The sequence below is a fragment of the Paraliomyxa miuraensis genome, from assembly GCF_026337845.1.
In the GTDB taxonomy this organism is placed as follows: domain Bacteria; phylum Myxococcota_A; class Polyangia; order Nannocystales; family Nannocystaceae; genus Paraliomyxa; species Paraliomyxa miuraensis.
This window is the reverse complement of record NZ_JAOVZF010000132.1, coordinates 74,711-101,253: the sequence shown is the minus strand read 5'-3', so window position 1 is coordinate 101,253 and position 26,543 is coordinate 74,711. Positions and strand designations below refer to the sequence as shown.

The 26,543-nt window shown below is 70.5% G+C and carries 21 protein-coding genes and 1 pseudogene; 10 read left to right on the top strand and 12 right to left on the bottom strand.

Annotated features, from left to right (window positions below):
* Nucleotides 1-193: pseudogene (locus OEB96_RS04350) on the bottom strand (hypothetical protein); the annotation flags it as partial.
* A 117-nt stretch (nt 194-310) separates the two neighbouring features.
* On the opposite strand from OEB96_RS04350, the gene OEB96_RS04345 reads away from it, so the two are divergent.
* Genes OEB96_RS04345 through OEB96_RS04335 form a run of 3 tightly spaced genes read left to right on the top strand, consistent with a single transcriptional unit; the run spans nt 311 to nt 3,257 of the window.
* On the top strand, nt 311-1,276 hold the full coding sequence (locus tag OEB96_RS04345) for an XdhC family protein (protein ID WP_266214160.1): 966 nt from the start codon (nt 311-313) through the stop codon (nt 1,274-1,276).
* Between the two features lie 15 nt (nt 1,277-1,291).
* A complete protein-coding gene (locus tag OEB96_RS04340) occupies nt 1,292-2,572 on the top strand; it encodes a TRM11 family SAM-dependent methyltransferase (protein WP_266214159.1) in 1,281 nt (426 codons plus the stop codon).
* 46 nt (nt 2,573-2,618) lie between these two features.
* The gene (locus tag OEB96_RS04335) at nt 2,619-3,257 is read left to right on the top strand and encodes a hypothetical protein (RefSeq protein WP_266214158.1); all 639 of its coding nucleotides are present in this window, start codon (nt 2,619-2,621) and stop codon (nt 3,255-3,257) included.
* A gap of 171 nt (nt 3,258-3,428) precedes the next feature.
* On the opposite strand, the gene OEB96_RS04330 is transcribed toward OEB96_RS04335, so the two are convergent.
* Nucleotides 3,429-4,148, bottom strand: coding sequence for a recombinase A (locus tag OEB96_RS04330; protein ID WP_266214157.1), 720 nt, complete (start codon nt 4,146-4,148; stop codon nt 3,429-3,431).
* A 76-nt stretch (nt 4,149-4,224) separates the two neighbouring features.
* Nucleotides 4,225-4,473, bottom strand: coding sequence for a hypothetical protein (locus OEB96_RS04325; protein WP_266214156.1), 249 nt, complete (start codon nt 4,471-4,473; stop codon nt 4,225-4,227).
* 93 nt (nt 4,474-4,566) lie between these two features.
* Between OEB96_RS04325 and OEB96_RS04320 the strand changes: the two genes are divergently transcribed.
* The 3 genes from OEB96_RS04320 (at nt 4,567) to OEB96_RS04310 (ending at nt 10,860) form a co-directional block, all read left to right on the top strand.
* Nucleotides 4,567-5,703, top strand: coding sequence for an efflux RND transporter periplasmic adaptor subunit (locus OEB96_RS04320; RefSeq protein WP_266214155.1), 1,137 nt, complete (start codon nt 4,567-4,569; stop codon nt 5,701-5,703).
* A gap of 31 nt (nt 5,704-5,734) precedes the next feature.
* The gene (locus OEB96_RS04315; protein ID WP_266214154.1) at nt 5,735-8,854 is read left to right on the top strand and encodes an efflux RND transporter permease subunit; all 3,120 of its coding nucleotides are present in this window, start codon (nt 5,735-5,737) and stop codon (nt 8,852-8,854) included.
* 272 nt (nt 8,855-9,126) lie between these two features.
* A complete protein-coding gene (locus OEB96_RS04310) occupies nt 9,127-10,860 on the top strand; it encodes a GAF domain-containing sensor histidine kinase (protein ID WP_266214153.1) in 1,734 nt (577 codons plus the stop codon).
* Between the two features lie 86 nt (nt 10,861-10,946).
* On the opposite strand, the gene OEB96_RS04305 is transcribed toward OEB96_RS04310, so the two are convergent.
* The 3 genes from OEB96_RS04305 to OEB96_RS04295 all read right to left on the bottom strand — a co-directional run bounded on the left by OEB96_RS04305 (nt 10,947) and on the right by OEB96_RS04295 (nt 13,339).
* Complete coding sequence (locus OEB96_RS04305; RefSeq protein ID WP_266214152.1) at nt 10,947-11,564, bottom strand: RlmE family RNA methyltransferase; 618 nt, start codon at nt 11,562-11,564, stop codon at nt 10,947-10,949.
* Nucleotides 11,565-11,654: 90 nt separating this feature from the next.
* Nucleotides 11,655-12,338, bottom strand: a complete 684-nt coding sequence (gene rplC / locus OEB96_RS04300; RefSeq protein ID WP_266214151.1) for a 50S ribosomal protein L3 — start codon at nt 12,336-12,338, stop codon at nt 11,655-11,657.
* Between the two features lie 137 nt (nt 12,339-12,475).
* A complete protein-coding gene (locus OEB96_RS04295) occupies nt 12,476-13,339 on the bottom strand; it encodes a TatD family hydrolase (RefSeq protein ID WP_266214150.1) in 864 nt (287 codons plus the stop codon).
* Nucleotides 13,340-13,439: 100 nt separating this feature from the next.
* Between OEB96_RS04295 and OEB96_RS04290 the strand changes: the two genes are divergently transcribed.
* Together OEB96_RS04290 and OEB96_RS04285 are read left to right on the top strand one after the other, a co-directional pair.
* Complete coding sequence (locus OEB96_RS04290; RefSeq protein WP_266214149.1) at nt 13,440-14,483, top strand: AAA family ATPase; 1,044 nt, start codon at nt 13,440-13,442, stop codon at nt 14,481-14,483.
* Nucleotides 14,484-14,494: 11 nt separating this feature from the next.
* Nucleotides 14,495-15,097 carry a hypothetical protein gene (locus tag OEB96_RS04285; protein WP_266214148.1) on the top strand — a complete coding sequence of 201 codons (603 nt, stop codon included), beginning with the start codon at nt 14,495-14,497 and terminating at the stop codon, nt 15,095-15,097.
* Here OEB96_RS04285 and OEB96_RS04280 read toward each other — a convergent pair whose 3' ends face one another.
* From OEB96_RS04280 to OEB96_RS04265, 4 genes are all read right to left on the bottom strand, one after another.
* Entirely contained in the window at nt 15,098-16,285 is a 1,188-nt protein-coding gene (locus OEB96_RS04280; RefSeq protein WP_266214147.1) for a vWA domain-containing protein, read from the bottom strand.
* 260 nt (nt 16,286-16,545) lie between these two features.
* A complete protein-coding gene (locus OEB96_RS04275; protein WP_266214146.1) occupies nt 16,546-17,541 on the bottom strand; it encodes a hypothetical protein in 996 nt (331 codons plus the stop codon).
* A 272-nt stretch (nt 17,542-17,813) separates the two neighbouring features.
* The gene (locus tag OEB96_RS04270; RefSeq protein ID WP_266214145.1) at nt 17,814-18,866 is read right to left on the bottom strand and encodes a HEAT repeat domain-containing protein; all 1,053 of its coding nucleotides are present in this window, start codon (nt 18,864-18,866) and stop codon (nt 17,814-17,816) included.
* On the bottom strand, nt 18,866-19,942 hold the full coding sequence (locus tag OEB96_RS04265) for a DNA polymerase III subunit (RefSeq protein WP_266214144.1): 1,077 nt from the start codon (nt 19,940-19,942) through the stop codon (nt 18,866-18,868). The genes OEB96_RS04270 and OEB96_RS04265 overlap by 1 nt, the downstream gene beginning before the upstream one ends.
* A 117-nt stretch (nt 19,943-20,059) precedes the next feature.
* Here OEB96_RS04265 and OEB96_RS04260 point away from each other — a divergent pair, with 117 nt between their 5' ends.
* A complete protein-coding gene (locus OEB96_RS04260) occupies nt 20,060-20,761 on the top strand; it encodes a PspA/IM30 family protein (protein ID WP_266214143.1) in 702 nt (233 codons plus the stop codon).
* Nucleotides 20,762-20,782: 21 nt separating this feature from the next.
* On the opposite strand, the gene OEB96_RS04255 is transcribed toward OEB96_RS04260, so the two are convergent.
* On the bottom strand, nt 20,783-22,336 hold the full coding sequence (locus OEB96_RS04255) for an AAA family ATPase (RefSeq protein ID WP_266214142.1): 1,554 nt from the start codon (nt 22,334-22,336) through the stop codon (nt 20,783-20,785).
* A gap of 118 nt (nt 22,337-22,454) precedes the next feature.
* Nucleotides 22,455-24,530: a PAS domain-containing sensor histidine kinase gene (locus tag OEB96_RS04250; RefSeq protein ID WP_266214141.1), complete on the bottom strand. Its 2,076-nt coding sequence runs from the start codon at nt 24,528-24,530 to the stop codon at nt 22,455-22,457.
* Between the two features lie 232 nt (nt 24,531-24,762).
* On the opposite strand from OEB96_RS04250, the gene OEB96_RS04245 reads away from it, so the two are divergent.
* On the top strand, nt 24,763-26,403 hold the full coding sequence (locus tag OEB96_RS04245) for an FG-GAP repeat domain-containing protein (RefSeq protein WP_266214140.1): 1,641 nt from the start codon (nt 24,763-24,765) through the stop codon (nt 26,401-26,403).
* The last annotated feature ends 140 nt before the right edge of the window (nt 26,404-26,543 follow it).

Genomic DNA, 26,543 nt, shown 5'->3' with positions numbered 1-26,543 from the left:
GCATGGGGGCGGTGGGCTCGGGGGCGGTGGGCTCGGGGGCGGTGGGCTCGGGGGCAATGGGCTCGGGCGTCTTGGGGGTGGGCGACGACGGGGTGGCCTTGGTCGGCGTGGCGGCGTCGCTGCCGCTTTGCGGGGAACCGCACGCGAGCAGCAGCGCGAGCAACGACGTGGAGGCGAGCGTGAGGCGGGGCATGGGTGCGCGTGATCGGGGCATGGCGATGAGCTTCGACGAGCGGGTGCTGATACTACGATCGGGCGGCGGTGCGGGCGTTTTGATGGGGTCGATCGAGGTTGCTAGACTCCGCGCCCGGTGCACGACGTTCCTCCCGACGGGCCGCTCCCTGGCGGCGGCAAGCCGCTACGTGGAGGGGCCGGGGCGCTCGACGTGGCCCGCGAGGTGGTGACGGTGCTCGAGGGCGGTCGCGGGCGGGCGGCGATGGCCACGGTGGTCGGTCGCAAGGGCTCGGCGCCGCAGATCCTGGGCGCGCGGCTGCTGCTCCACGAGGACGGCGAGATCGTGGGCACGGTGGGCGGCGGGGCCATCGAGGCCGAGGTGCTGGCCGCGTGCCGCTCCACGCTGCGCGACGGCAAGCCTCGCCGCATCGATGCCCAGCTCGTGCGCGACCTTGCGATGTGCTGCGGAGGCAGCATGGAGGTGTTCGTGGAATCGCTGGAGCCGCAGGTGAGGCTGGTGATCCTGGGCGCCGGGCACGTGGCCCAGGCGCTCGCCCCCGTGGCCCAGGCCGCGGGCTTTTCGGTCCAGGTGCTCGACGATCGCGAGGAGCTGCTGGAGAATCCGGCCTACGCGGGCGTTCGCACCGCGTCGTACGACGTGGACGAGCTTCGGGCCGCGCTGCCCGATCTCGACGAGCGCGACTACGTGGTGATCACCACCCGCGATCACGCGCGCGACGAACGAGCGCTGGCCCACCTGCTGCGGCGGCCGCATCGCTATCTCGGCATGATCGGCAGCCGTCGCAAGGTCCATGCGGTGCTCGGTCGGATCTTGCGACGCGAGCATCAGCTGGGCCGACCGTGGCCCGATCTCTCGCGGGTGCGCGCGCCGATCGGGCTGGCCCTGGGGGGAAGGACCCCGGGGGAGATCGCGGTGAGCGTGGTGGCCGAGCTGCTCGCCGAGCGTTACGGAGGGCAGGGCAGTCGCATGAGCGTGGTGGAGGAGGCGGCGGGTCGCATCGAGCGCGAGCTCGAGGCCCAGGCCCAGGCCCGAGACGGATCCGAGGGGGACGACGTCACCACGTCTCCTGAGGCGGAGTAGGCGGTCTCGTCGTCCATGCCCACGCGTTCGCAGCCGCCGGATCCGCACCCCGAGCCTCGACGTCGCGCGCTCGAGCACCAGGGAGGGGCGGCGGCTCGCGAGGGCGATCCCGAGGTGGCGGCCGTGCTCGCGGCGGCGCTCGAGTCGGTCGAGCGAGCGGAGCGCGACCCGCTGACCCATGGGCTGCACGCCTACCCGGCGCGCATGCACCACGCGATCGCGCGCCACGTGCTGCAGGCGTGGGCCGAGCCGCGCACCCGAGTGCTCGACCCGTTTTGCGGCAGCGGGACCGTGCTGGTGGAGGCCAGGCGACGGGGGCTTCGCACCGCGGGGGTGGACCTCAACCCGCTGGCGCTGCGGATCGCCGAGATCGCGACCACCTGGGCGGGGCCGAGCGAGCGCCGCGCCCTGGCCGACGCCGCGCAGCGGGTGGTGGAGGCGTCGTTCGATCGGGTGCAGCGCAGGGTGCCCGTGCGGGCGCCGCTGGCCGCGGCCGAGCGACAGTGGTACCAGCCGCACGTGCTGCTCGAGCTCGGGGGTCTGCACGCCGAGATCGAGGCGCTGCCCCCCGGCATGGTCCGGCGCGCGCTGCAGGTGGTGCTCTCGTCGATCGTGGTCAAGTTCTCGCGGCAGCGGGCCGAGACCACCGAGCGCGAGGTGGACAAGCGGATCGGCAAGAAGGTGGTGACCGGGTTCTTCGCTCGCAAGGCGCAGGAGCTGGTGGCGCGCCTGGCTGCGCTGGCCGACGAGGCGCCCGAGGAGGGGCCGAGCCCACGGCTGTGGGAGGGCGACGCCCGACGGCTGCGCGAGGTCGTGGGGCGCTGGCGCTTCGATCTGGTGCTGAGCTCGCCGCCCTATGGCGGCACCTACGACTACGCGGATCATCATGCGCGCCGCTACCCGTGGCTGGGGCTGTCGGCGGAGGCTCTGCAGCGGGGGGAGCTGGGGGCGCGGCGTCATCTGTCGGCACGAGGGCAGGATCGAGATGCGGCGCGGCGCTGGGCCGAGCAGGTGCAGGCCATGCTGGGCTCGATCGGGTCCGTGCTCTCGCCGCGTGGTCGAGTGGTGCTGCTGGTGGGGGATGCCGAGGTCGGTGGACGGAGGATCTCGGCGGTGCGCCAGCTCGCGACGCTCGCCGAGCGCGCCGAGCTGATGGTGGTGGCCTCCGCGTCCCAGCGCCGGCCCGACTTCCTCGGGGGGGCGCCGCGGCGCGAGCACCTGGTGGCGCTGGCGCGCGCGGCCGCGCACCAGGAGTCTGCAGGCCCCAAGGGGCTCGAGCCGCTCGAGCCCCCTTGAGGTTGGTACGGTCGTTCCCCTACTCTGGAGCGGGGAGGCCACGCGCATGTCCGCTTCGATGGTGCTGATGTCGCTGCTCTTGGCCGCGAGCCCGCCCACGCCCTCCGCGTCGGAGGACGTGAGCGCGAGCGAGGACGACGGGCCGCGCCCGAGAGACCTCGAGATCTCGGACGTGGTGGTGATGCCCACCGTCACCGGGCCCACCGTTGGTCCCGATCTCGGAGTGACGGTGGGGCGGCCCAACCTGCACGTGCGTCTGGGGCTGCAGGTGGTCGGAGGCCCCGACCGCACGCTGTCGCCGACGGGCCATCGCGTGGGGGAGATCACCGAAGCCAGCACCGTGCACGCGTGCGCGGCTCGAGGCCGTCGTGGCTTTCGGGTGAGGCTGTGCGGTGGTGGTCAGATCGGCGTGGTCCACCTGCGCTACCGCGGCTTCGAGCGAGCGGGTCATCGCGCCATGCCCTGGGGGGCGCTCTCCGGCTTTGGTGATCTCAACATCCCGCTCGGTCGGCGGCGGGGGGTGGATCCCGATCGCGTGGGCTTGCTGCTGCGCGGCGGCACGGTGATCCCCGTGCTCGGCCCGGCGATCGTGATGCACGACGTCCCCGGCGCGGGCACGCTGGTGCGGCTCCCCGGCTCGATCGGCGCCACCTTCGGGGCGGGGCTGCGGGTGAGCCTGCGGTAGCGAGACCCCGTGAGCGGAGCCCGAGGCGTCCTGCCGCGTGCATGCACGACCCCCGACGCATCGGCTATGCATGCCGTTTCGTCGCGCGTGGGGGCGGCCGTTGGAGGAGGCCACCTCGGGCCCCGCGTTGCGGGGAACTCGGTTCTGAAAGAGGAGCCGGGGCTTCGCCGATCAGCGCAGCCCGGGTGGTCCCACGAAGCGACTCGCGGCCGGGCTCACGGGAGCACCGGACTTGTTCTTGAGCACGTGGGGCTCCACCGTGAACGAGCCATCGGCTCGACGAATTCGTTGGGGCTCGACTCGCAGCCCGATGAGCGGACCGAGCGAGTCGGCATCGGAGGGCTTTTCGGTCAACAGGATCACGCGGCTGTCGTGCTGGCGCGACAGGCCCAGCAAACGCCCCTGCCACGAGGTGCGCGAGGCCGAGCGAGCGCCCCCGGACGGCAGCGAGCCCAGGTCGACCACCACCAGGCCGAAGGCACTCGAGCGCAGCAGCAGCTCGGCCGCCTTGCACAGCCCGGCCGCTCCTTCGTCCTCGGGCACGTGCACCACCACCAGCGCCTCGAGATCGATGCCGGCCTCGTGCAGATCGGGCGGATAGAGCATCCCCCCGCGGGGCTGGACCCACGCGGTGGTCTCACCCTCGCGCTGGGCCCGACGCAGCAAGGACGCGGCGGTGCTGATGCAGGCACCCCCGCCCGAAGGTGGTGAGGACAGCTCGACCAGACGCCCGGGCGTGACCAGCTCGGCCAGCTCTACGGGCTCGACGGGGGCCCCGACGGGGGCCAGTCCGGCCCCGACGAAGCTTGCCTGGTCACTCCCCCCGGCCTCCTCGGATTCCGAGGAGGCCGCAGCGGCGGTGGGAAGCAAGCGTAGAGCCGCCAAAGCCAAGGTGGGTCGATGATACTGTTCGTAGGTTCAGTGTCAACCGCGAAAAGCAGCTCGACTGGTCGAAGCCCCTGCCAGACTACATCAGCCGCTTCAGCTTCTGCTCGTCGGTCGCGGTGCGCTCCGCCAGCGCGGCCACCAGCACGGCATGCACCGCGTCGCTCGGCAGCCCGCGCAGGTGTCCCAGCAATCGCTCCGCGTGATCTTGCAGGCCCATGCCAGCGAGCGCCGCGATGGTGAGCGGGCAGTCCACCTCGCGTTTGTATACGGCTCGCAACAGCTTGCGCAGCGCGTCGGTGGAACAGGTCACCAGCCCCAGATCCTGCATGGCAGGCGGCATAGCACGCGCGGCGACCACGAGGGGCTCGGACCAGGAGATCCCTTGCGAGGCACCCGTCCCGGCGCTAGAACCCAGCCCATCGTGAAGGGGGCGCAACGGCGTTTGCTCGCGTGGAGCCTGGGAATCCCGCTGATCTCGTCGATCTCGCTGCTGGCGAGCGCCTGCGACAAGCCCGAGAGCACGCGCCTCGATGAGGTGCCCCCTCCCCATGTACGGGTCGAGAAGGTCGCGGAGGTCACCCCGCGTCCGAAGTCGCGCCACCTGGTGCTGCTGCAGCCGGCTCGCCGCGCTCGCCTGTCGCCCCGCATGGGCGGGCAGGTCATCGATCTGCTCGTGGAGGACCAACAGAAGGTCTCGGCGGGCGACGTGCTGTGCAAGCTCGCGGCCGGGGACTCCAAGGGCGGGCTGATGACCGCCAAGGCGTCGATCTCCCGGATCCAGGAGCAGCTGCTCGATACCGAGCGAGATCTGCAGACCACCGAGGATCTGGTCTCGCGGGGGGTCGAGACCACGCGCGCGGTCGAGCGCCTGCAGACCCAGCGCGCCACCTTGCAGGCGCAGCTTCGCGAGGCCAAGGGCACGCTGCTGCGCGCGAAGGATGCGGTGGGGGCCTCCACCCTCGATGCCCCGTTCTCGGGCACGGTGACGTCGGTGGACACGGAGCTCGGCGAGTACATCGGCCCGGGCTCGGTGGCCATGGTGCTGGCGCAGCTCGATCCGCTCGCAGTCGAGGTGCCGCTGACGGAGGCCGAGCTGGCCATGCACGATCAGGGGCACGACCAGGGCGGCCTTCAGTTCGCCCTCGTCGTTCGCGGCGAGCGGATCGAGCCGCGACTCGAGTGGATCGCCAACGAGGCCGATCCCGGCACGTCGACCTTCACCGCGCGGCTGCTCGTCGACAACGCCCAGGGCACCCTGCGCGCGGGCGAGTCGGCACGGGTCGAGGTGTTCGGGCCGCAGCGAGGCCCGGTGCTGGCGGTTCCGATGACCGCCGTGCGCTGGTCGGCCGGAGCGGCCTACGTCTTGCGGATGTCCGGCGATGCGATCGAGCGCGTCGACGTTCGCGTGGGTGACGACAGCGACGAGCTGGTCACCGTCGAGGGCCCGCTCGCGATCGGCGATCCGGTGGTGGCGGCCGGACCGATCAGCCTGATGCCCGGCGATCACGTGGTGGTGGTCGAGGCCCCGCCGCAGGTGCTGGCCGAGGCCTCCGGCTGAGCGCGTTCACGCGGGCCAGGGAGAGCGACCGATGTTCGACCGCATCATCCGCCTGAGCGTCGCCAACCCGGTGTTCGTCAACCTCCTGTTCTTCCTGGTGGTGGCGGCGGGGCTGCGCGCGGCCATGTCGCTGCCCCGCGAGGAGTTCCCCGAGATCTCGCTCGACCGGGTGATGGTCAACGTGCCCTACCCGGGGGCCACCGCGGCCACCGTCGAGGAGCTCATCATCCGTCCCATCGAGGACGAGATCGAGAGCGTCAACAACATCAAGGAGTACAGCGCCTTCGTCAACGAGGGCAGCGGCACGCTCACCATCATCTTCAACGAGGGGACCGATCTGCAGGCGGCGCGGTCCGAGGTGGAGAAGGCGGTCTCGTCGGTGCAGAACATGCCCGAGGACGCCGAGACGCCGGTGGTGCGCGAGCTGACCCTCGAGCTGCCCGTGGTCTCGGTGGCGCTCACGGGGGACAACGGCGCGACCCTGGTGGCCGATCGCATGGCCGATGCGCTGCGGGATCTGCCGGGCGTGGCCACCGTCAACGTCAGCGGGGTGGCCGAGCGCAAGATCTTCGTCGACCTCGACGAGCAGAAGCTGCGCACGCTCGGGATCTCGCCGGCCCAGATCCGTCAGGCCATTCGCTCCGCCGAGGCCAACCTCCCCGCGGGCACCGTGGAGCAGCAGGGCCAGGACATCTTCGTCAAGACCGAGCAGCGCCTGCAATCGGCGGCCGACGTGGCGCGGATTCCCATCATGCCCGGCTCGCCGCTGCGGATCGGCGACGTGAGCGAGACCCGCGAGGTGGCCGACGAGGCCGAGACGCTCTACTGGGTCGACGGCGAGCCGTGCGTCAAGCTGACCGTGGGCCGCGAGGAGACGGCCGACCCGCTCGAGATCCGCGAGCACGTGCTCGAGGTCCTGCCCACGCTGCAGGCCGAGCTACCGGCGGGCATGGAGATCCGCTTCGCCGAGGACTTCACCGCCACCATTCGCGACCGCCTGCACACGGTGTGGGTCAACGCCGCGGGCGGGGCGGTGCTGGTGCTGCTGGTGCTGCTGGTCATGTCGGGCCTGCGACAGGCGCTGCTCGCCATCGCGGGCATGCCGGTCTCGTACCTCGCGGCCACGCTGCTGATGGACCAGACGGATCTGACCATCAACGTGGTCTCCACCTTCGGCCTGCTCATCGCCACCGGGATCATCGTGGACGACGCGATCGTGGTGATCGAGAACGTGCAGCGCCACCTCGAGATGGGCAAGTCGCGGGTCCAGGCCACCCTCGACGGGGCCAAGGAGGTGATCCTGCCGGTCACGGTGGCGGTGCTCACCACCATCCTCGCGTTCGTGCCCCTGACCATGGTGGGCGGCACCATGGGACGCGTGATGAAGATCCTGCCGCTGGTGGTGATCTTCTGCCTGATCGGCTCGATGTTCGAGGCGATCTTCATCCTGCCCGGGCACATCGCCGACTACGCCACCGAGGACGCCAAGGACGGCTACACCGCTCGCCTGGCCCGGCGGATGCAGGCCGTGTATCGCCCGCTCTTGCGGGCTTGCATCCGTCACCGCTTCCTCACCGTGGTGCTGGTGATCGCGGCCTTCGTGGGGGTGGGGCGACTGGCCTCGACGATGCCCCTGCAGATCGGTGCGCCGGGCAAGCCCTTCCAGCTCGGGGTGCACTACGAAGTCTCGCCCGGGCTCGCCCGCGAGCTCACCCAGGCCGAGGGAGAGGCCATCGATCGGCTCGTGCGGCGCGAGCTGGGGGAGGAGCACATCCGGCTGACCTCCCTGCGGGTGGGCAGCATCCTCGACGACGAGACCGGCGTGCTGTCGGTGGGCGCCAACATGGGGCAGCTGCGCTGGCAATTCGAGATGAGCGACGAGCTCGTCGCGCGCTATCCCGCCATGGTCCGGGCGCTGCGCAAGTCCCTGCTGACCAATCCCGAGCTGTCGCGCAGCGCGGTCAAGGAGGTGCAGGCGGGTCCGCCTGCCGGGGCGGCGGTCACCGCCAACGTGCGCGGCCGCGACATCGATCGGATCAACGCGGCGATCGAGGACCTCAAGGTCTTCCTCTACGAGCAACCGGGCGCCCGCGACATCCGCGACAACTATGGCTCGGGCAAGGAGACCTTCCAGGTGAAGGTGGACCAGGATCGGGCCGCGCTCTACGGGCTCACCGAGCTCGACGTGGCCCAGGCCGTGCGCACGGCCGTCGATGGCCTGGTGGCGGCCGAGGTGTCGATCGACGAGGAGCCGGTCGAGATCGTGGTGCGCTACGCCGAGGGCCGCAGCCGCGATCGCTCGGGGCTGAAGAACCTCGTGGTCACGGGCGCGAGCGGCCGGGCGGTGCGCCTCGATCAGGTGGCCGAGGTCGTGCGCACCCGCGAGGTGGGCTACATCCGGCGCGAAGAAGGGCTGCGCCAGGTCTCGGTGCTCGCCGATACCGATCAGGACGTGCTGCCGCCGTTCGAGGCCGCCCAGCGCATTGCGGCCCACTGGGACGCGGAGCTCGCCAGCCGCTACCCGGGCCTGCAGCTCACGTTCGGCGGTCAAGCCGACGAGCTGACCGAGAGCCTGCGCGACCTGCCCGGCGCGTTCGGCCTGGCCGTGCTGATGATCTACCTGGTGCTCGCGCTGCAGTTCCGCTCGTACCTGCAGCCGTTCATCATCCTCTCGGCCGTGCCGTTCGGGCTGATGGGCGCGGTGCTGGGGCTCTACGTCATGAGCTTCGACCTGTCGCTCATGGCGCTGTTCGGCATCGTGGCGCTGGTGGGGATCGTGGTCAACGACTCGCTGGTGATGGTCGACTTCATCAACAAGAAGCGCCAGGACGAAGGGCTGCCGCTATGGACCGCGGTGGAGGTGGGGGCGATCGAGCGCCTGCGCCCGATCCTCTCCACCACGCTGACCACCTGCCTGGGGTTGTTGCCGCTGGCCATCGGGCTCGGCGGACGCGACGACGTGCTCGCGCCCATGGCCGTGTCGATCAGCGCAGGGCTCGGGTTTGCGACCGGCCTGGTGCTGTTGGTGGTGCCGGCCGCGTACCTGGTGTTCGAGGACGTGCGCGGCCTTGGCCAGCGGCTCATGGGACGCAAGGGGAAGCCCGGGTCCGGATCGTCCAATCGATCGCATGGTTTCGACGACGCTGGTTGAACCGGCGGTTGGAGCCGAGGAGGCCTCGTTGGATCGAACCGCCGTTTCCCTGTGAACGACGGGCAATCGTGCCGGCCGTGGCGAGTGGGTGGATCCTTCGGGCCACGAGTGGGGCGCCTCCATCGCCGTCGGGGCGGGCGCACGTGGCCAACGCGTTCCTACCGCTCGAACCGCGGTGTTATGATCGATGCACGAGAGGCGTCCGATTGCCCGCGCCCCACCACCAACGGATCTCGTCGGCAGCGACCGCCGCCGAGCTCCTCTGGACGCTGATGAAGCACGTGGCTCGCGCGACCACCGTCGAGGAGGTCTACGGCGCGGCCATGGATTGCCTCGAGCAGGCGGTGGGCGTCCGGCGCTCGTCGGTGTTGCTGTTCGACGACGAGGGCGTGATGCGGTTCGTGGCCTGGCGCGGGCTCTCCGACGCATATCGTCAGGCCGTGGAGGGGCACACGCCATGGAAGCCCGGTACCCGGGGCGCCGAGCCCCTGATGGTGCCCAACGTGGACGAAGATCCGGCGCTGGCCGACTATCGCCCGCTGCTCCATGGCGAGGGCATCGCCGCGCTCGCCTTCGTTCCCCTGCAGCTCGGTGACGTGCTGCTGGGCAAGTTCATGCTGTACTTTGGCCGGCCCCACGTCGTGCCCCAGACCGAGCTGGTCCTCGTGCAGGCCATCGCGGGACACGTGGCGTTTGCGATCGATCGCTTTGCCGCCGAGGCCACCGCGGAGAAGGCACGCTCCGAGGTGGCCCGGAGCGCCCGGCGCCTTCGCATCTTGGCCGAGCAGAGCGCCGCGATGGCCGGTGCGCTCGATTCCGAGACGGCGCTCCAGCGCCTCACGAGCTTCCTGGTGCGGCACGTCGCCGACTATTGTGTGACCTACTCGCTCGAGGCCGATGGTGCGCTGCGATGCGTGGCCGTGTGCCATCGTGATGCGGGCAAGGGGGTGCTGGTCGAGCGCCTCGTACGGGGACGGCAGCCCAAGGTCGACGACCCGGTGGGGATCGGGGCCGTGGTGCGGACGGGCCAGGCGCTGCTCGCCGAGCAGGCCGGGGACTCGATGCTCGACGTCGACGAGTGGAGCCCGCAGCTGCGCCGCATGGTGCAGGAGCTGCAGCCACGCTCGAGCATCGTGGTGCCGCTGCGGGCCCGCGGGCGCACGCTGGGGGCGAGCGTCGTGACGACCACCGCCGATTCCGAGCGAAGCTACACGGTCGCCGATCTGGCGCTGCTCGACGAGCTCGCGGGGCGGGCGGCGTTGCTGGTGGACAACGCCCGGCTCTATCACGCCGCACAGGAGGCGGTGCGCATGCGCGACGAGGTGGTCGCGGTGGTGTCCCATGACATCCGTGGGCCGCTGCAGACGATCACCACCGCGTGTGCGATCCTGGGGATGCCGGGCGTATCAGCGGTGCAGCACCAGCAGGGGCTCGAGGTGATCGGTCGCGCGGTGGCTCAGATGGAGCGGCTCACCACCGATCTACTGGACATCAGCCGCATCGAGGCGGGGGGGCTGCAGCTCCAGCTCGGAGAGGTCGACGCGGCCGAGATCGCGGCCGAGGTCGGCGCGGCGCTACGGCCAACCGCCGAGGCCGGTGGGATCGCGCTCGAGGTCGCGGTCGAGCCGGGGCTTCCGCGCCTCTGGGCCGATCGCAATCGCCTGGTGCAGGTGCTGTCCAACCTGCTCACCAACGCCTTCAAGTTCACGCCCGAGGGGGGGAAGGTGGTGGTGTCCGTGTCTCGTCACTCGGGTGGGGTGCGCATGGCGGTGAGCGACACTGGCTGTGGGATTCCACCCGAGCACATCCCGCGCCTGTTCGATCGCTTCTGGCAGGCCGATCGCAAGCGAGGGGCTGGAGCCGGCCTGGGACTGGCCATCGTCAAGGGCATCGTCGAGGGCCACGGCGGCACGGTCGAGGTCCACAGCGTGGTAGGCCAGGGCTCGACGTTCTCGGTGTCGATTCCCTCCGCGACGGCCCAGGCGGTCCCGGCCGCGGCGAGCTGAGCCAGCGGAGCCAGGCGGAGCCTGGCGGAAGGCCCTGCGGCGCCGGTAGGCGACGCTCCCGAAGGGGCCGCCAAGAACAGCCAGGCTCAGCCTGCGCGTCGCCCCTGGCCCACCAGGTAGTGCTCGGCGCTGCCGGCTCGGGTGCCCTTGGTGTGGAACGGCTTGCTCTGGCTGAACGTCAGGCGCATGCGCTCGATGAGCCCGCCAAAGCCGCCGCCCTGGAACACCTTGCCGGCGAAGTGCCCTCCGGGGCGCAGGACCATGGTGGCGATGTCGAGCGCGCGTTCGAACAGGGCCTCGCTGCGCAGGCGATCGGTGGTGGCATCGCCGATGGTCTTGGGTGCCATGTCGGAGAGCACCACGTCGAAGGGGCCGAAGCGATCGACGAGCGACTGGGGATCGAGCTCGTCGACGTCGGCGACGAACGCCTCGCACCACGGCGGCAGGGCCAGCTCCACCGGTCGTAGATCGAGTCCGACGACCAGGCCTTCGTCGCCCACTCGACCCGCGGCGTACTGCATCCACGAGCCGGGCCAGCAGCCCAGATCGAGCACGCGTCGCCGTGGCGCGAGCAGGTGGAAGCGGCGGTCGAGCTCCTCGAGCTTGTAGACGGCCCGCGCTGCGAAGCCCTCTTGCTTGGCGCGGCGGTAGGCCGAGTCGTGTCGGGCGCTGCGATCGCCGAGCTTGGTGCGCTTGCGGGCCATGGGCGTTGGGGTCGCCAGAAACGAGCAAGGGCGGCTGCCGAGGGCGAGGATCAGCCCGGCAGCCGCCCGACGAGCACGAACGGTGCTGGGCTACTTCTTGCCCCTGGCGGCCGCGTGCTGGGCTCGAAGGGCCGCCTTGTGCGAGAGGCGAAGGGTGACGATGCTCGAGTTGGAGCCGGGGATCGATCCGCGCACCAGCAGCACGCCCTCCTCGGGCAGGACCTTGGCGATGGTCAGGTTCTGCTCGGTCTTGCGCACGTTGCCCATCTGGCCGCCCATGCGCTTGCCCTTCTGGACGCGACCGGGCGTGAGGCGGCAGCCGATCGAGCCGCCGTGGCGGAAGTACTCGTGCACACCGTGGGTGGCTGGCTTGCCGCGCATGTTGTGGCGCTTCATCACGCCCTGGAAGCCCTTGCCCTTGCTGGTGCCCGTGACGTCGACCGCGGCACCCTCGGCGAAGAGGTCGAGCGAGATGTCCTGGCCCACCGGGTGGTTGGCGAGCACGTCGGCCGACACGCGGAACTCGCGGACGTGCTTGCGGGGCGAGATTTCGGCCTTGCCGAAGCGTCCGAGGTCGGCCTTGGTCATGCGCGAGGCCTTCTGCTCCTCGAAGCCGACCTGCAGCGCGGTGTAGCCGTCGCGCTCGGTGGTGCGGTGGGCGGTGACGGTATTGCCCTTGACCGAGAGCACGGTGACCGGGACGCGGGTGCCGTCGGGAAGGAAGAGCTGGGTCATGCCGAGCTTCTTCGCGATGAGACCTGGCTGGAGGTTCATGGTGGGTCCTTGCTTGGTGAACGGTTGCGAAGCGTGGCGCGTGGCCAGAGGCGTTCGTTGCGGGCGCCGATGACACGGCGGACCCGGCGGGGTGGGGGACTATGGACAACGGGCCCCGGAGGCGTCAAGTCGACGCGTCAAGTGTGAGCGGGGTCTCGGGTCGGTAGGGATCCAGGACCAGCGCCCGCTTCGGGGAGGGGCATCCGCAGCAGCGCTCGCGTATTGGCCGCCGCCTTCGTGGCGAGCGTCAGCGGGTCTTGCTGCCGTGCCTGGGCCAGCTGGGCGCAGGTGAAGGCCACGAACGCGGGCTGGTTCTTGGTGCCGCGCATGGGTACGGGCGCGAGGTAGGGCGCGTCGGTCTCGAGCAGGATCCGGTCGTCGGGGGTCAGGCACGCCGCCTCGCGGATGTCCTGGGCGCTGGGGAAGGTCGCGATGCCGGAGAACGAGAGGTGGAAGCCCAAGGCGAGCCACGCCTCGGCCTCCTTGGGCCCTCCGGTGAAGCAGTGGACCATGCCCGGGTCGCGCTCGCGGGGGCCGACCTCTTGCACGATGGCGAGGGCTTGCTCGTGGGCATCGCGGATGTGCAGCACCAGCGGCAGGTCGAGCTGCCGGGCCAGGGCGACGTGGGCGGCCATCGACTCGCGCTGCTGCGGAGGGTCGCTGAGGTTGTAGTGGTAGTCGAGCCCGGTCTCGCCGATCGCGAGCACCTTGGGGTGTGCAGCGCGCTCGCGCAGCTCGGCCAGGGCAGTGTCGTCGGTGGTCTTGCCCTCGTGCGGGTGGATCCCGATCGCGGCGAACACCTGCGGGTGCGCGTCGATCAAGGCCAGCGCGCGCGGCTGGCTCTCGCGCGTGCAGCCGATGTGCAGCACCTGCTCGACGCCGACGGCGGCCGCCGCCGCGAGCGTGGCGGCGACGTCGTCGGCCATGGGTGGGTAGTCGAGATGGCAGTGCGCGTCGATGAGGCCCGGGAACCGGGGCGGGGCTGGACGTTTGCGTCCCATGACCGGCGGGACGCTAGCATGGCGGGGGGTGGTGTCGAGCTGGGAGAGGGGCTCGAGGTTGGACCGGGTCGGCGTCGCTGGGATAGGCTCACCTCAGACGATGGCGCTCGAGTCCCTCCATCTGAACGATTTCGGCGTCTTCGAGGACGTGACCTTCGAATTCTGCCCGGGGCTCAACGTGATCATCGGGGAGAACGCGACCGGGAAGTCGCACGCGATGAAGGCGGCGTACGCGATGCTGCGGGCGCTGCAGAGTGATCGGTCCGAGTCTCGTGCCACGATGGCCGCGAGCCTCGCGTTCAGGCTTCAGGCGGTCTTTCGACCCAAGGACGGCGACATCGGGCGACTGATGCGATCGAATGCTGGCGATCGCAAGGCGGGCATCGAGATCTTCGTGGGGGACATGCACATGGACTCGTACTGGGATCGCGAGTCCGACTTTCCCATGGTCGTGATGCAGGGCCCGACTCCCAGCTCGTCGGCGGTCTACGTGCCGAGTCGTGAGGTCCTCGCGATGTACGAGGGGTTCGTTGCGGCCTACGACGCCCGCGAGCTCTCGTTCGACGAGACCTACTATGACTTGTGCAAGCTGCTGAGCGCCACCCCGCTTCGCGGGGAGCGGGCCGAACGGGCGAAGGAGCTGCTCGAGCCGCTGCGCGAGGCCCTTGGAGGAGAGGTCCGCAGTGCCGATGGGCGCTTCTACGTCGAGCAAGGCAGCGTCGAACTCGAGGCGCATCTCGTTGCCGAGGGCCTGCGCAAGATCGCATCCATCTACCACCTCATCAACACCGGGGGCCTGACCCAGGACGGCATCCTGTTCTGGGACGAGCCCGAGGCCAGCCTCAACCCGCGGCTGACCGAGCGCGTCGCCAAGTTCCTCGTGGCGCTCGTCGGTAGCGGCGTTCAGGTGGTCATTGCGTCTCACGACTACCTCCTGACGCACCGCCTCTCGTTGCTGGCCGAGTACGGCAAGCTTCCCGAGGGAGCGACGATGCGGTTCTTCTCGCTGTCACGTCCGCAACCGGGTGCTCCCGTCGAGGTGGAGGCCGGCGATACGCTCGTCGACCTCGAGCACAACTCGATTCTCGACGAGTTCGCGCGGTTCTACGATGACGAGCAGGCGCTGGCCCTCGCGGACGACTGAAGGACGAGCCGATGCCCCAGACCATCGTCGAAGGTGCACTCGAACTCGAGCTCGGGGACGACTGGAACGTCGTATGCAAGTGGGACGGAAGCGATGCCTATCGCCAGGGCATCCAGAAGCTCACGGGAGTCTACAAGTCCAGAGGCTCACGAGAACGTGAAGACTGCAAGGCGGTCGATGTGATCGCGTTCAGCGAGTCGCATGGCAAGATCTTGATGATCGAGATCAAGGACTTCCGTGAGCATCGCATCGAGAACAAGGAGCGCATCAAGAACGGTGAGCTGTTCGTCGAGGTCGGTTGCAAGGCCCGCGATACCATCGCAGGGATCTGTGGAGCTGCTCGCAACGGAGACGATGCCGATCTCTCCGTGTTGGCGGCGCGACTTGCCTCGCAGACCCGGCTCACCGTGGTCCTTTGGCTCGAAGAAGATCGCGGCGCCGAGGACATCCCCCTCGCTCACCCCAAGCGCCACAAGTCCCGCTTGGCCACGATGACGCAGGCCCTCAAGGGCGCGCTTCGCTGGCTGACGCCGCGCGTGATGATCTGCTCGCTGGGCGGGGCGCAGCTCACCGATCATGGGATCGTGGTGCGCCCCCGAGCTCGATCCGACTGATCACCCCGCCGGAACCGTCGCGCACCCGAACTGGATGTTGATCGAGCCGTTCTCCGCCGCCTGCATCTTGTTGCAGGTCTGCTCGCACATCACGATCGAGGTCGGTGCTGCGGGATTGTCGTAGTACCAGCCATCGACCACGTTCGGACAGTCGGCGGCCGAGTCCACGCGGCCGACCGCCATCACCCCACCCATGCCATCGTCGAACTCGAGGTTGACCTGGTCGGGGTTGAACTCCATGCCGTCGGGCGGCATGGGGATCGCGAACTCGCAGGCCAGGGCCGACCCCCCGATGACCTCGGTGGTGAGCACGTCGAACACCGCCTGGAAGTCCTGGTCGCACAGGTCCGCCGCGACCCCGCCGGTGTTGTTGGAGAGGGTGATGTAGTCGCTGCCGATCCCGGCCGCGCTCGCACAGTTGGAGTGGCACACCACCGAGTGGTGCACGTAGTCGGCGTAGCTGGGATGCAGCGCCTTGAACTGGGTGTCGAAGCTCGACCAGTTCAGGTTCGAGGTGTCGTCGGTCACCACCACGATGTGCTTGACCGAGTCCGCCCGCATGGCTCCCGCCCACTGGCCGTGGGTGGCCAGGAGCACCTGCCAGGCGTTGTGGCTGCCCACCGACTGGTTGACGTGGGTGAAGGTCGGCGGGTTGTTGTCGGACCCCGGGCACCCCCCGCTGCCCAGCGGGGCGCCGATGCAGATCCCGTGGCCGTTGCCGGGATAGCTCGAGATCAGCACCACGTGCACGTCGATGCCGCTGGCGATGATCTGGCTGGAGAAGTCGTTCATGTGGGCCTGGATCTGCCCCGCCTCGAAGGCCATCGAGCCCGAGTTGTCGACCACGAAGATGATGTCGGCGGGCACCGGGACCAGCTCGGCCGCCTCGTCGACCGAGGCGCACTCCTCTTCGCCCGGGGGGGGCTGGCCGTCGTCGGCCCCGTCGCCGATGTCGAACTTGGGACCGCCTCCGTCGAGGCCGTCGTCGCCATCCATGGTGCCGCCGCCACCCTCGGTGGCGTCGCCATCCATGGTGCCGCCGTCACCCTCGGTGGTGTCACCCCCGTCGAGGCCGCCGATCCCCACGCCGACCCCTCCGCCCGGCCGCCGATCGGGGTCTTGGCACCCCAGCAGCATCACGCCCAGCGCCATCACCACCGCATGCCTGGTCAACCGTGTCTCGTTCATCGTGCAAGCCCCTGTTCCATGAGTAGGACACCGACCTACGTTGCGGTTTCCGGGCCAAGATCGCCGGCAGGTGAAATTCTTGGAGGAAGGGGCTCGGGGGGCGGTTGCGGAGGGTCCAGCCTGGGCGAGCCGCTCCCTTCGGTGGGCGAACCGGCCACGGAGTTGGGCGAATCGCCCAACTGTGCCCCGCAGGGGGGCCACCATTACCGCGTGAAAGAATCGTGTGCCGGATCATGCCGTGAATCGTTGGCGATGAGCCTTCAGCCCGCCGGGATCGACGTGCACCCGAACAGGATGGCGATCGATCCGTCGACCACCTGCTGCATCCGCTCGCAGGTCTGCGGACACAGCACGATGGCCGCGGGCTCGGCGGGGTCGTCGTAGTACCAGCCGTCGATCGCGGCGACGCAGTCGCTCGGCGAGCCCACGCGACCGATCATCTGCGACGCGTCGAGGCCGTCACGGAGCTCGACGTCGATCGCGTCGAGGTCGAGCTCGAGGCCGTCGGGTGGCGTGGGGATCGAGATCTCGCAGGCGATCGTGGTCCCGGCGATCACCTCGGTGGACAGCGCGTCGAACACGGCCTGGAAGTCCTGGTCGCACAGATCCTCTGCCACCCCGCCCGTGAGGCCGGAGAGCACGATGTAGTCGCCACCGATCGCCGACGCGTCCTCGCAGTGCGAGTGGCACACCACCGAGTCGTGCACCATGTCGACATGGGCGGGCTCGAGCGCCTTCCACTGGGCGTGGAAGGTGGACCACCCCAGGTTCGAGGCATCGTCGGAGACCACCACCACGTGCACGATCGAGTCCTCGCGCAGGATTCCGGACCACTGGGCGTGGGTGTCCAGGAGCGCCTCCCAGGCGTGATAGCTCTGCACGAGCCGCTCGACGTGGGTGAGCCGCGGTGGATTGTGATCGGCGAGCGGGCAGTCTCCGCTGCCGAGCGGTGGGTCGATGCAGATGCCGTTGCCATTCCCGGGGAGGCTCGAGATCAGGATCACGCGCACGTCGATGCCGCTGGCCACGATCTGGCTGGAGAAGTCGTTCATGCGGGACTGGATCTGCTCGGCCTCGAACTTCATCGAGGCGGAGTTGTCGATGACGAAGATGATGTCGACGGGCCGCAGCACGGGCTGCGCCGAGATCTCGACCGCGGTGCAGTCGCCTTCGCCCGACGAGTCGGTCTCGCCGCCCACATCGAGGCTCGGCCGGTCGGTATTGGCGTCGTCGTCGCCCGATCCCCCGAGAACCACGATGCCTGCACCGTCATCGTGCGGCCGGAGGATCGCGTCGCCACACCCGCCCAAGAGCATGCCCACGACCACGACCCGCGAACGCCTGATCCACCGTGACTCGTTCATCTCGAACCTTGCATCCCGTGATGTCGAGGCCGTGCTACGCACTCCGAAGCGAGGGGCAAGCGGATCGCGAGCATCGACGACCGCGTCGCACGATGGTGGGCGTGGGACGGGCGGACGGCCCTTGGCTGGGGCTCGGCGCGAGGCCGGCCGGGCTCGGGAGGAACTCAGCCGCCCGACTCGCGAGCCGCGAGCTGCTCGAGGTTGGTGAAGGCGTCGCGGACGGCCTCGCGCACGGCGGGGCGAGGATGCCAGCGCAGCCGGAGCAGGCGCAGCACGCCCGGGTTGTCGCCGTCCCCCGCGGGCACCATGCGAGCCAGCGCATAGGCGGCCCGTACCCGAGTGACTCCCGGCAGCCACAGGCGCTCGCCGAGCCGCACGACCACCTCGACCTGCTCGGTGGTCGGAGCCGGAGCGGTCCGGCCCAGTGCGGCCAGCGCCTCCAGAGCTCGATCGCGCTGGTGTCGGACCGCGAGCGCGGCCAAGAGACGTGACCGCGCGCTGCTGCGACGCGCCGCCGCCAGGGTCATCGCCGCTTCGAAACCGATGCCCTCGACCCCCTCGGGTCCCCGCAGCAGCTCCTCGAGCACCTCACAAGCCGCGGGCCCGGGGGGATCGAGCAGCGACAGTGCCTCCACCATGCCCTCGCGCACGGCCGGGTGCTCCTCCTCGCGCAGGGCCCTCGCCAGCGGTGCCTCGGCCCGTGACCCGCCAAGCTCGACCAGCGCTTGCGCGGCCTGGTAGCGGAGGTCGGGCGGCTCGGCCCGAAGCGCGTCCTCGACGAGCGCCTCGATCCGGTGCCGCAGCTCGGGCGCGGTGTCGGCTTCGGTGGCGGCGCGGTGGAGCCGTGCCGCCGCCATGATGGCCGACTCGCGCAGGTACGCCGCATCCTCGTCGTCCTTGCCTGCGTCACCCCCGTCGGCGGAGCGCAGCCACGGCGTGGTCAGCTCGAGCACCGCGGCCTCGCCCAGCATCGACAGCCCCACCGCCGCCGCGCCGCGCAGCACGGCGGGCTCGTGCGCCGACAGCAGGCCCCGCAGGGCCTCGAGCACCGCCTCGCCCTGCGGATGCTCGGCGGCGGCACGCCAGCGAGGGCCAGGCTGCCGTAGCTCGAACAGCAGGGCGCGGGCCAGGTTCTCGGCGGCCTGGTAGCGAAAGCGGTCGTCCGTGCTCTTGCTGTCGCGCAGGGCGGCGGCCAGCGTGAGGTCGGGCGCCAGCATCAGCGCGACAGCTCCAGCAGGGTCTGCTCGATCGAGAGCCGTACGTTGGGGTTGCGCAGCAGGCTCTCGCGCAGCGCCTGGAGGCGGTCGATCTGGTGGAGCAGCCGCGGGACGTCGTCGGTGGTCCCGGCGGGCGGGGGCAGGCCGGGCAGGCCCGACTCTCCGCGCAGGTGCTCGCGCAAGTGCAGCAGCCACAGGTCGACGGCCCGGCCACACGCCGCGCGCTCGCGGGCCGGTCGGCCCGGACCCGAGCCGCCGCTGGCCTGCGTCCACGCCGACCACAGCGGCCCCTTGTCCCCACCGAAGATCCCCGCGGGGCCTTCGGCGACCGCCTCCATGCCGCAGCGCACCAGGGCCAGCACGTCGGCCAGCGAGGCGTCCACCAGCAGGTCCAGGGCTCGTCCCACGCTGCCCTGACCGAGCCGCACCGCGAGCGCGCGGCGGGTGGGATCGGGGAGCTCGAAGGGCGGCTGGCCCTCGGCTTCGGCTGCGGCTTGGCGCTCGCGGAGCACGGCGTCGAGCACCTGCTCGAGCTCGGGCTGGGCCAGCGGCCCCAGCCGCACCGGGAGGCAGCGGCTGAGGATCGTGGGCAGCAGGCCCTGGGGATGGGTCGTCACCATCACGAAGCACACCCCCGGCTTGGGCTCCTCGATCGACTTGAGCAGCGCGTTGTAGGCCTGCTCGGTGAGCGCGTCGGCGGGGTCGAGCACCACCACGTGGTGGCGGCCCTCGAAGGGAGCATGCTGCAGGCGGTGGGCGAGCTCGCGCGCCGTGTCGACCTTGATCGTGCCGCCGGGCTCCTCCGGCATCACCCACTCCACCCCTGCGTGCACGTTGGTGAGGATCCGATGGCACACCGTACAGGTGCCGCAGCCCACCGCCGGCTGCTGCGGGCAGTGCAGCGCACAGGCGAGGCCGCGGGCCAGGGTCGCCTTGCCGATCCCGCGAGGGCCCATGAAGATGAGGCCGTGGTGGAGCTGGTCGCGGGCGATGGCGCGCGACAGTCGGGCCTGGGCGTGGGCGTGGCCCACGACGCCGGGGAAGCGGGGCGAAGCCTGTTCGGTGGCAGGGGGCATCGGGCGCGCGGGGCAGCGTAGCAGCGGTGCGATCGCCATGACCGCCACGAATGAAATCAAGGTCTTAGCGGCACTGCGGGGGCCTTGCTACTCTCGGTCGGCGCGGACGCCTTCCCCATGAGCAACAAGCCCGGTCTCTTCAGCCGCCTCAAGAACAGCATCTCCAGCGCCCTCAACGACGCGGTCGACGCGGTGTCCGATCCGGGGCAGGAGGTGGCGCTGATGATCGACGACCTCGGCACTCAGATCCAGGAGTCCGAGAGGGACCTCAAGCAGGCCATCGTCGATCGCAAGATGCTCGAGCGCAAGATCACCGAGCTCGAGGCGGCCGAGAAGCAGTGGGTGGGCAAGGCCGAGCAGGCGCTGCGGCTCGGCGACGAGGAGCTCGCTCGCGCCGCGCTGGCGCGCAAGGGCGACTACGCCTTGCAGCTGGTCGATGCGCGCGCCGGTCTGCAGCAGCAGGTCGAGCTGGCCGACACCATGGCTCGGCAGATCAAGGAGGCCAAGGCCAAGCACAAGTCGCTCAACCTGCGGCGCGGCTCGCTGATGGCCCAGGCTCGTGCGGCCAAGAAGGGGGTGGCGCCCGGCACCCTGGGCGACGGTGGCACGCTGTCGCGGCTCGACGACATCGAGAACAAGATCAGCCGGCTCGAGGCGCTCAACGAGGTCAACGCCGAGCTGTCCGGGACCACGGCCGAGGACGCCGCCGTCGACGCCAGGCTCGCGCAATTGGAGGCGGGCAGCGGGCTGGACGACGAGCTCGAGAAGCTCAAGGCCAAGATGGGACAGAAGAGCCTGCCCAAGGGCGAGGACGAGTAGGCGGGCGGGCGCTTGGTGGGCTCAGCAGCCGACGATCCGTACCCGCTTGCCCGCGTGCTCCACCTCGCGCGCGTAGAGGCGCTCCTCCCACGACAGCGCCTCTCGTGGATCGAATAGTACCATCCAGCCCTCGGCCAGTCCCAGGTGGTCCAGGTAGCGGGCCACTTGGTCGAGCGCGCGCTGCTCGGTGACGGTGTCGCGGCGGATCTTCACCTCGATCGCGTGCCGCTGCCCTCGCCAGTCGACCAGGAGGTCCAGCGCGCCGCGCCCGAGCCCGTACTCGCGGACCACCGTCCCCCCGCCGTTGACGATGCGCTGCAGGAACGCCATGAGCATGAGGTGCGGCCCGGCCTCGCGGTAGCGGAAGCCCGCGGCGGCCAGGTGCCCGTCCTCGCGCCAGAACAGCTGCCAGTCGGCCATGACCTTGGGCATGTCGAGCGAACCATCGGGGCGTACGTACCACGCGGGCTCGTTGCCGATCTGCAGCTGCTGGGTGTGGGTGAGCGCGCGCGGCAGCACCTCGCGGTAGATCGGATTGGCCAGCTCGTAGTGGCCGTCGTGCTCGCGGATCAGGCCCAGGCCCAGCACGTAGGCGAAGTCGTCGTCGAGCACGTCACCGGTGGCGCGATCACCCACCAGCATCGGCGCGATGATCCGCCGCACTCGCTCCTCGCGGAGCCGCGCCACCAGCGAGTCGATGTGCGTGCGGCGCTCGAGGATGATCGCTTCCTTGGCCGCGTCGACGTGCGCTGCGGTCACCTCCACCCCGCGATCGGTCACGTCGCGGCGCACGATCTGATCGGCGAGCGCGTTGGTGAGCCACGGATGCCCCTGGCCGAGCTCGTGGATGCGGGCGATGGCTGCTCGGGCGAAGCATTGCCCGGTGGCCTCGGTGTGCTGCTCGACCAGCTCGCCCACTTCGGCCTGGGTGAAGACGTCCAGCGTGGCGGCCTCGGCGGTGACGTTGAAGGGCGAGGTGGTGCCGAGCCACGCCACGGCCCGACGGTCCTCCTCGCGCAGCACGTAGTCCCGGACCTGCCGCTGACCGACCAGTGCCACGCTCGAGGGGAACGGTCGCTTGCCCCGCGCGATGTAGCCCTGGCGCAGCTGGGTGAGGAAGGAGACCATCGTCTCGCCGACCAGGCCGTCGGCTTCGTCGAACAGCACGACCAGCGGCCTGGGAGCGCGGGCGGCGAGATCGCCGAGGTAGCGATGGATCGCGCTGCGCGCCGGCTCGAGTGCGCGAGCCGGTCCCGAGGGGGGCGCGAGGTCGGGTAGATCGCTCATCACGGCGCGGTCGAGATCGTCGAGCACGAGCTCGAAGGCTCGGGCGGGATCGGGGAGCTCACGGGCATCCTGCACGTCGACCCACAGCGCACAGAAGCGGTCGCCGGCATTGTGGTGGTCGACCATCCACCGCGCGCAGGTGGTCTTGCCCACCTGACGACCCGCGTGGAGGGTGAAGTAGCGGCGCTCGTCGACGAGCCGGAGCACGTGACCGAGGCGGCGCTCCGGCGGGAGCATGTAGTGCTCGCCGGGAATGCAGGGGCCGGCGATGTTGAAGCTCGGGCGCACGGTGGGATCCTAGCGCGGACGGCCCAGGACCGCTGGCGCGCGCTCCGCATCCGCGCGTTCGAGTCGCTCTTCGAGGTGGCACTCGGGCGGGTCGACGCGTTGATCGGGGCCAACGGCATCAGGCCCGGCCGTGCGTGGCCGGGCTCATCGTGGGCAGGGTGAACGTGAAGGAGCACCCCTCCCCGGGCTGGCTCTCCACCTCGAGCTGGCCGCCGTGCGCCTGCACGATGCCGTGGGCGATGTAGAGCCCCAGCCCCACCCCGGTGTGCGTGCGGGAGCCTCCCTGACGGTAGCGATCGAACACGTGATCCACGAGGTCCTCGTGGATGCCGGGGCCGTCGTCGCGCACGGTCACCCGTACCTGGTCGGGCTCGGCCGCGGCACGGATCCAGACGTTGCCGCCCGCGTCGAGGAACTTGATCGCATTGCCCACGAGGTTGACGAGCACCTGGATGAGCCGGCGTCGGTCGCCGCGGACTCGCGGGAGGCTGGCCGGAACCTCGTGGTGCAGGCGTACCGAGCTGGCGTCCGCGATGGGCTCGAGGGCCTGCAGCGACTCTTCGACGATCGAGCGCAGATCCTCCGGGGCGAGGCTCACCTTGAAGCTCCCCGCCTCGATCGTGGCGGCGGCGAGGAGGTCGTCGATGAGGCGGGTCATGCGGGCGGTCGAGCGGAGCACGACGTCGGTGGTCCGGCGGCAGACGTCGTCGCCGCTGCGTGCGAGCGCGAGGGCCCGCGCGCTGAGCTCGATGGTGGTCAGCGGGCTGCGCAGGTCGTGGGACACCATCGCGAGCAGCTGTTCTCGGGCATCCACGGCCGCGCGGACTTCCTGCGCGAGGCGGGCGATCTCCAGCGTGACGCTGGCCCGCTCGGCGAACATCTCCACCAGCTGCTGATCATCCTCGCTGAACGCCTCGGCGGTGCGCTTGTTGGCGAGGTAGAGGTGCCCGACGGTTCGGCCGAGGTGACGCACGGGCACGCCGAGGAAGGCGCCGATGGGGAAGTGGCGAGGAGGGAGACCGGCGAACGCCGGGTGCTCGGCGACCGCAGGCACGCGCAGCGGTCGACCCGAGCGGACGACCTCGCCGAGCACGCCCCGAGGACGGGGCACGCGACCCAGGCCTGCGACCTGGGTCTCGTCGAGACCGCTGACGACCCACGGGGCAAAGGCGGCGTCCGGGTCATCGCCCACGCCGAGCGCAGCGAGCTCGGCATCGGCGATGATCCGGGCCTGATCGACCACCGCCTGCAGCAGCTCGTCGACCGGGGCCTCGCCCATCCGCGCCAGGGCCTGGCTCAGCGCCAGCGAGGCCCGGTCGAGGCGCTCGAACCGGTGCCGCAGCCGCTCCTCGTTGCGGCGGCTGTGCTCGAGCTCGCGCTCGGCTCGCTGCCGCTCGGCCACCTCGGCCTCAAGCGCCCGGTGGGCTCGCTCGAGCGCGGTCACGTCGCGAAACGTCGCCAGCGCGTGCGGCTCGCCGTCGAGCGTCACCGGGTCGAAGCTGGCGGACAGCAGCAGCTGCTGTCCCGAGGGGGTCGTGTGGTCGAGGGGGATGTCGTGGGCCGCACTCTCCGCGAACAGCTGGGCCACGCGAGCCCGCGTGGTCGGGTCACCGATCCCGAGCTCGGTGCTGGTCTTGCCGATCGCTTCCTGTCGCGAGCGCTCGAGCATGCGGCACATCGCCTCGTTGACGCTCACCAGGACGCCGTCCGGGAGCCGCACGAGCGCGAGGGCAAACGGCGCGCGGTCGAAGACCTCGGCGCAGCGCTCCTCGCTCTGCCGCAGGGCTTGTAGCTGGGCGTCCCTTGCCGGTGACTCCGTGCCGTCGACCAAGTCGGTGACGTCCTCGGTGGAGATCACGATTCCGCAGATCTGGCCGTCGACGTTTCGCCACGGGTAGACCAACCAGCGCTGCCACTGAACCGAGCCGTCGCTCCGGACGAAGCGATCGATGTCGGCGCGAACGACCTCGCCGGCGAGTGCTCGCTGGTGCACGTGCTTCCAGCGCTCGCCGATCTCCGGAAACACCTCGTAGTGGGAGCGGCCGCGCAGCACCGCGTCGTCGAGCCCGTAGTCCTGGTGCCACCGACGGCTCGCGACCACGTAGCACATCCGGCGATCGAGGACCGCGATCGCGTGGGGTGCATCCTCGATGAAGGCACGGAAGCTCGTCTCGTGATCGCGGTCGGCTACCATCGATCTCCCGTTTTCGCGGCCAGGGTCATGGTGAGAGATGTTGGTCGTCGTGTCCATGTCGAGGCGATGGCGCGGGATTGGATGCTCGCTACGACGTGTCACGCGGGGCTCGGGGCTCATGGAGCGCCCGACTCGAGCTTCGCGCCGCGCGTGAGCGTGCGGCCAGACGGCTCATCGGCGCCAAGGGTCACGGGTGTGCCCCCTCGGGGGTGCTCCGTCGTATCCTGAGCGCATGGGTGCACCGCGCTGGACGTCGATGCTCGTCGTGCTCACCATCGCGTGCCGCGGTGACGACCTTGGTGACGATGGAGCAGCCACCGACGCTGCCTCGACCGGGGCCAACGACGAGGGAGCCGACGCGGCCGAGACGGGTGCCCCGCCACCCACCGCCCCGGCGTGCGACCCGGGCGACGAGCCCTCGGCCACCGTGGCCGAGCCCACGCTCGTGCTCACGCTCGCCCACCGCTGGCGGGAGGCGTGGCTGGCGTCGCCGGCGGTTGCCGATGTCGACGACGATGGAGAGCGCGAGATCATCGTTCCGCGGGCCGACATGCTGATCGTGTGGGGACCCGATGGCACGGTCGAGTGGACGTTCGAGACCGGTGCCGGCCGGATCTGGGCCAGCCCCGTGGTCGGCGATCTCGACGCCGACGGCGCCCTCGAGATCGCGATCGCCTCGCGTGACCAGGTCTTCGTGCTCGAGGGCGATGGCAGCCTGCATCCCGGCTCGCCGATGATCTGGGAAGACGAGCTGCGCAGCCTCGCGGCGGGCCAGCTCGACGGCGATGCCCCGCTCGAGCTCGTGGTCGCGCCCGCCCACGGTGGGCCCACCGACGTACTCATGGCGTTCGACGTCGATGGCGGGGTGGTCCCTGGCTTTCCGCCCCTCGGCAGCGGCAGCGCGGGCTGCGACGACGCCTGCTATCTCGCCGGCTGCTTCGATCAGAACCTCGCGGTGGGCGACCTCGACGGTGATGGGCTCGCCGATCTCGTGGCTCCGCACGACAACGCCTACGCCAGCATCCACCGCTCGACCGGAGAGGCGTTCGACGCGGCCGCCGGCTACCCCGTGCTCAAGACCCCCGGGGTTCGCTATCTCCACGATCTCGCGCTGGCGCAGCAGGGCTGGGCCGATGACGAGGAGGCGGCCGACCAGGCGCACTTCACCAACACCGCCCCGGCGATCGCCGACGTGGACGGCGACGGAACCCCCGAGGTGGTGATGGTGGGCTCGGTCCAGAACGCGGCGCAGAGCGATCGCGAGCGCGGGGTGGCGCTATGGGTGGTGGGTGCCGATGCCTCCCGGCGCCCCGGCTTCGAGGCGCCGTTCCATGCCCCCGGCTATCGCGCGGGGCTGTGGGACTTCGACGGCACCAACGTGGTGGGGGCGACCAATCAGGTGAGCGTGGCCGACCTCGATCCCGAGCAGTCCGGGCTCGAGTTGGTGTTCGCCGACTTCGACGGCAACGTACACGCGGTCTCCTCGAGCGGGCAGGGGCTGTGGACGACGAGCTTCACCACCAGCGACGACGTGCTCACCGCGGGCATCGCCATCGCCGACCTCTCGGCCGATGGGATCCCCGAGCTGGTCTTCAACACCTACTCGCCCACCGAGGATCGCTCGGCCCTGTTCGTGCTCGATGCCGGCGGCAACGTGCTGCACCAGCTCCCGCTGCCGCGACGCGGGGCGATGCCGGTGCCCACCATCGCGGATGTGGATGGCGATGGCACGCTCGAGATCCTGGTCTCGCTCAAGGACGCCGAGGACGGGGTCGAGAGCGTGCGCGTGTACACGGTGCCCGGCTCGCAGGACAACTGCCTGCCCTGGCCCACCGGTCGCGGCAACCTGCTCCGCAACGGCTGGGTGCCGTGAGGACGAGCCTAGCATTCGCGGTGGCCAGCCACTGTTGAACCTCGAAGCGGCGCCAACACGGCCACCGATGATGACCCAGCAAGACATGGAGGCTCAGCTCAGCTATGCCCATCCTTGTCGCCCGGCGCTGTCAACGGTCT

Coding starts and splice junctions, on each gene's coding strand:
- OEB96_RS04340 (WP_266214159.1), top strand. CDS start 1,292: ATGCCCACGCGTTCGCAGCCGCCGGATCCGCACCCCGAGCCTCGACGT.
- OEB96_RS04245 (WP_266214140.1), top strand. CDS start 24,763: ATGGGTGCACCGCGCTGGACGTCGATGCTCGTCGTGCTCACCATCGCG.
- OEB96_RS04250 (WP_266214141.1), bottom strand. CDS start 24,530: ATGGTAGCCGACCGCGATCACGAGACGAGCTTCCGTGCCTTCATCGAG.
- OEB96_RS04280 (WP_266214147.1), bottom strand. CDS start 16,285: ATGAACGAGACACGGTTGACCAGGCATGCGGTGGTGATGGCGCTGGGC.
- rplC (WP_266214151.1), bottom strand. CDS start 12,338: ATGAACCTCCAGCCAGGTCTCATCGCGAAGAAGCTCGGCATGACCCAG.
- OEB96_RS04295 (WP_266214150.1), bottom strand. CDS start 13,339: ATGGGACGCAAACGTCCAGCCCCGCCCCGGTTCCCGGGCCTCATCGAC.
- OEB96_RS04305 (WP_266214152.1), bottom strand. CDS start 11,564: ATGGCCCGCAAGCGCACCAAGCTCGGCGATCGCAGCGCCCGACACGAC.
- OEB96_RS04315 (WP_266214154.1), top strand. CDS start 5,735: ATGTTCGACCGCATCATCCGCCTGAGCGTCGCCAACCCGGTGTTCGTC.
- OEB96_RS04290 (WP_266214149.1), top strand. CDS start 13,440: ATGGCGCTCGAGTCCCTCCATCTGAACGATTTCGGCGTCTTCGAGGAC.
- OEB96_RS04260 (WP_266214143.1), top strand. CDS start 20,060: ATGAGCAACAAGCCCGGTCTCTTCAGCCGCCTCAAGAACAGCATCTCC.
- OEB96_RS04325 (WP_266214156.1), bottom strand. CDS start 4,473: ATGCAGGATCTGGGGCTGGTGACCTGTTCCACCGACGCGCTGCGCAAG.
- OEB96_RS04285 (WP_266214148.1), top strand. CDS start 14,495: ATGCCCCAGACCATCGTCGAAGGTGCACTCGAACTCGAGCTCGGGGAC.
- OEB96_RS04270 (WP_266214145.1), bottom strand. CDS start 18,866: ATGCTGGCGCCCGACCTCACGCTGGCCGCCGCCCTGCGCGACAGCAAG.
- OEB96_RS04310 (WP_266214153.1), top strand. CDS start 9,127: ATGAAGCACGTGGCTCGCGCGACCACCGTCGAGGAGGTCTACGGCGCG.
- OEB96_RS04265 (WP_266214144.1), bottom strand. CDS start 19,942: ATGCCCCCTGCCACCGAACAGGCTTCGCCCCGCTTCCCCGGCGTCGTG.
- OEB96_RS04335 (WP_266214158.1), top strand. CDS start 2,619: ATGTCCGCTTCGATGGTGCTGATGTCGCTGCTCTTGGCCGCGAGCCCG.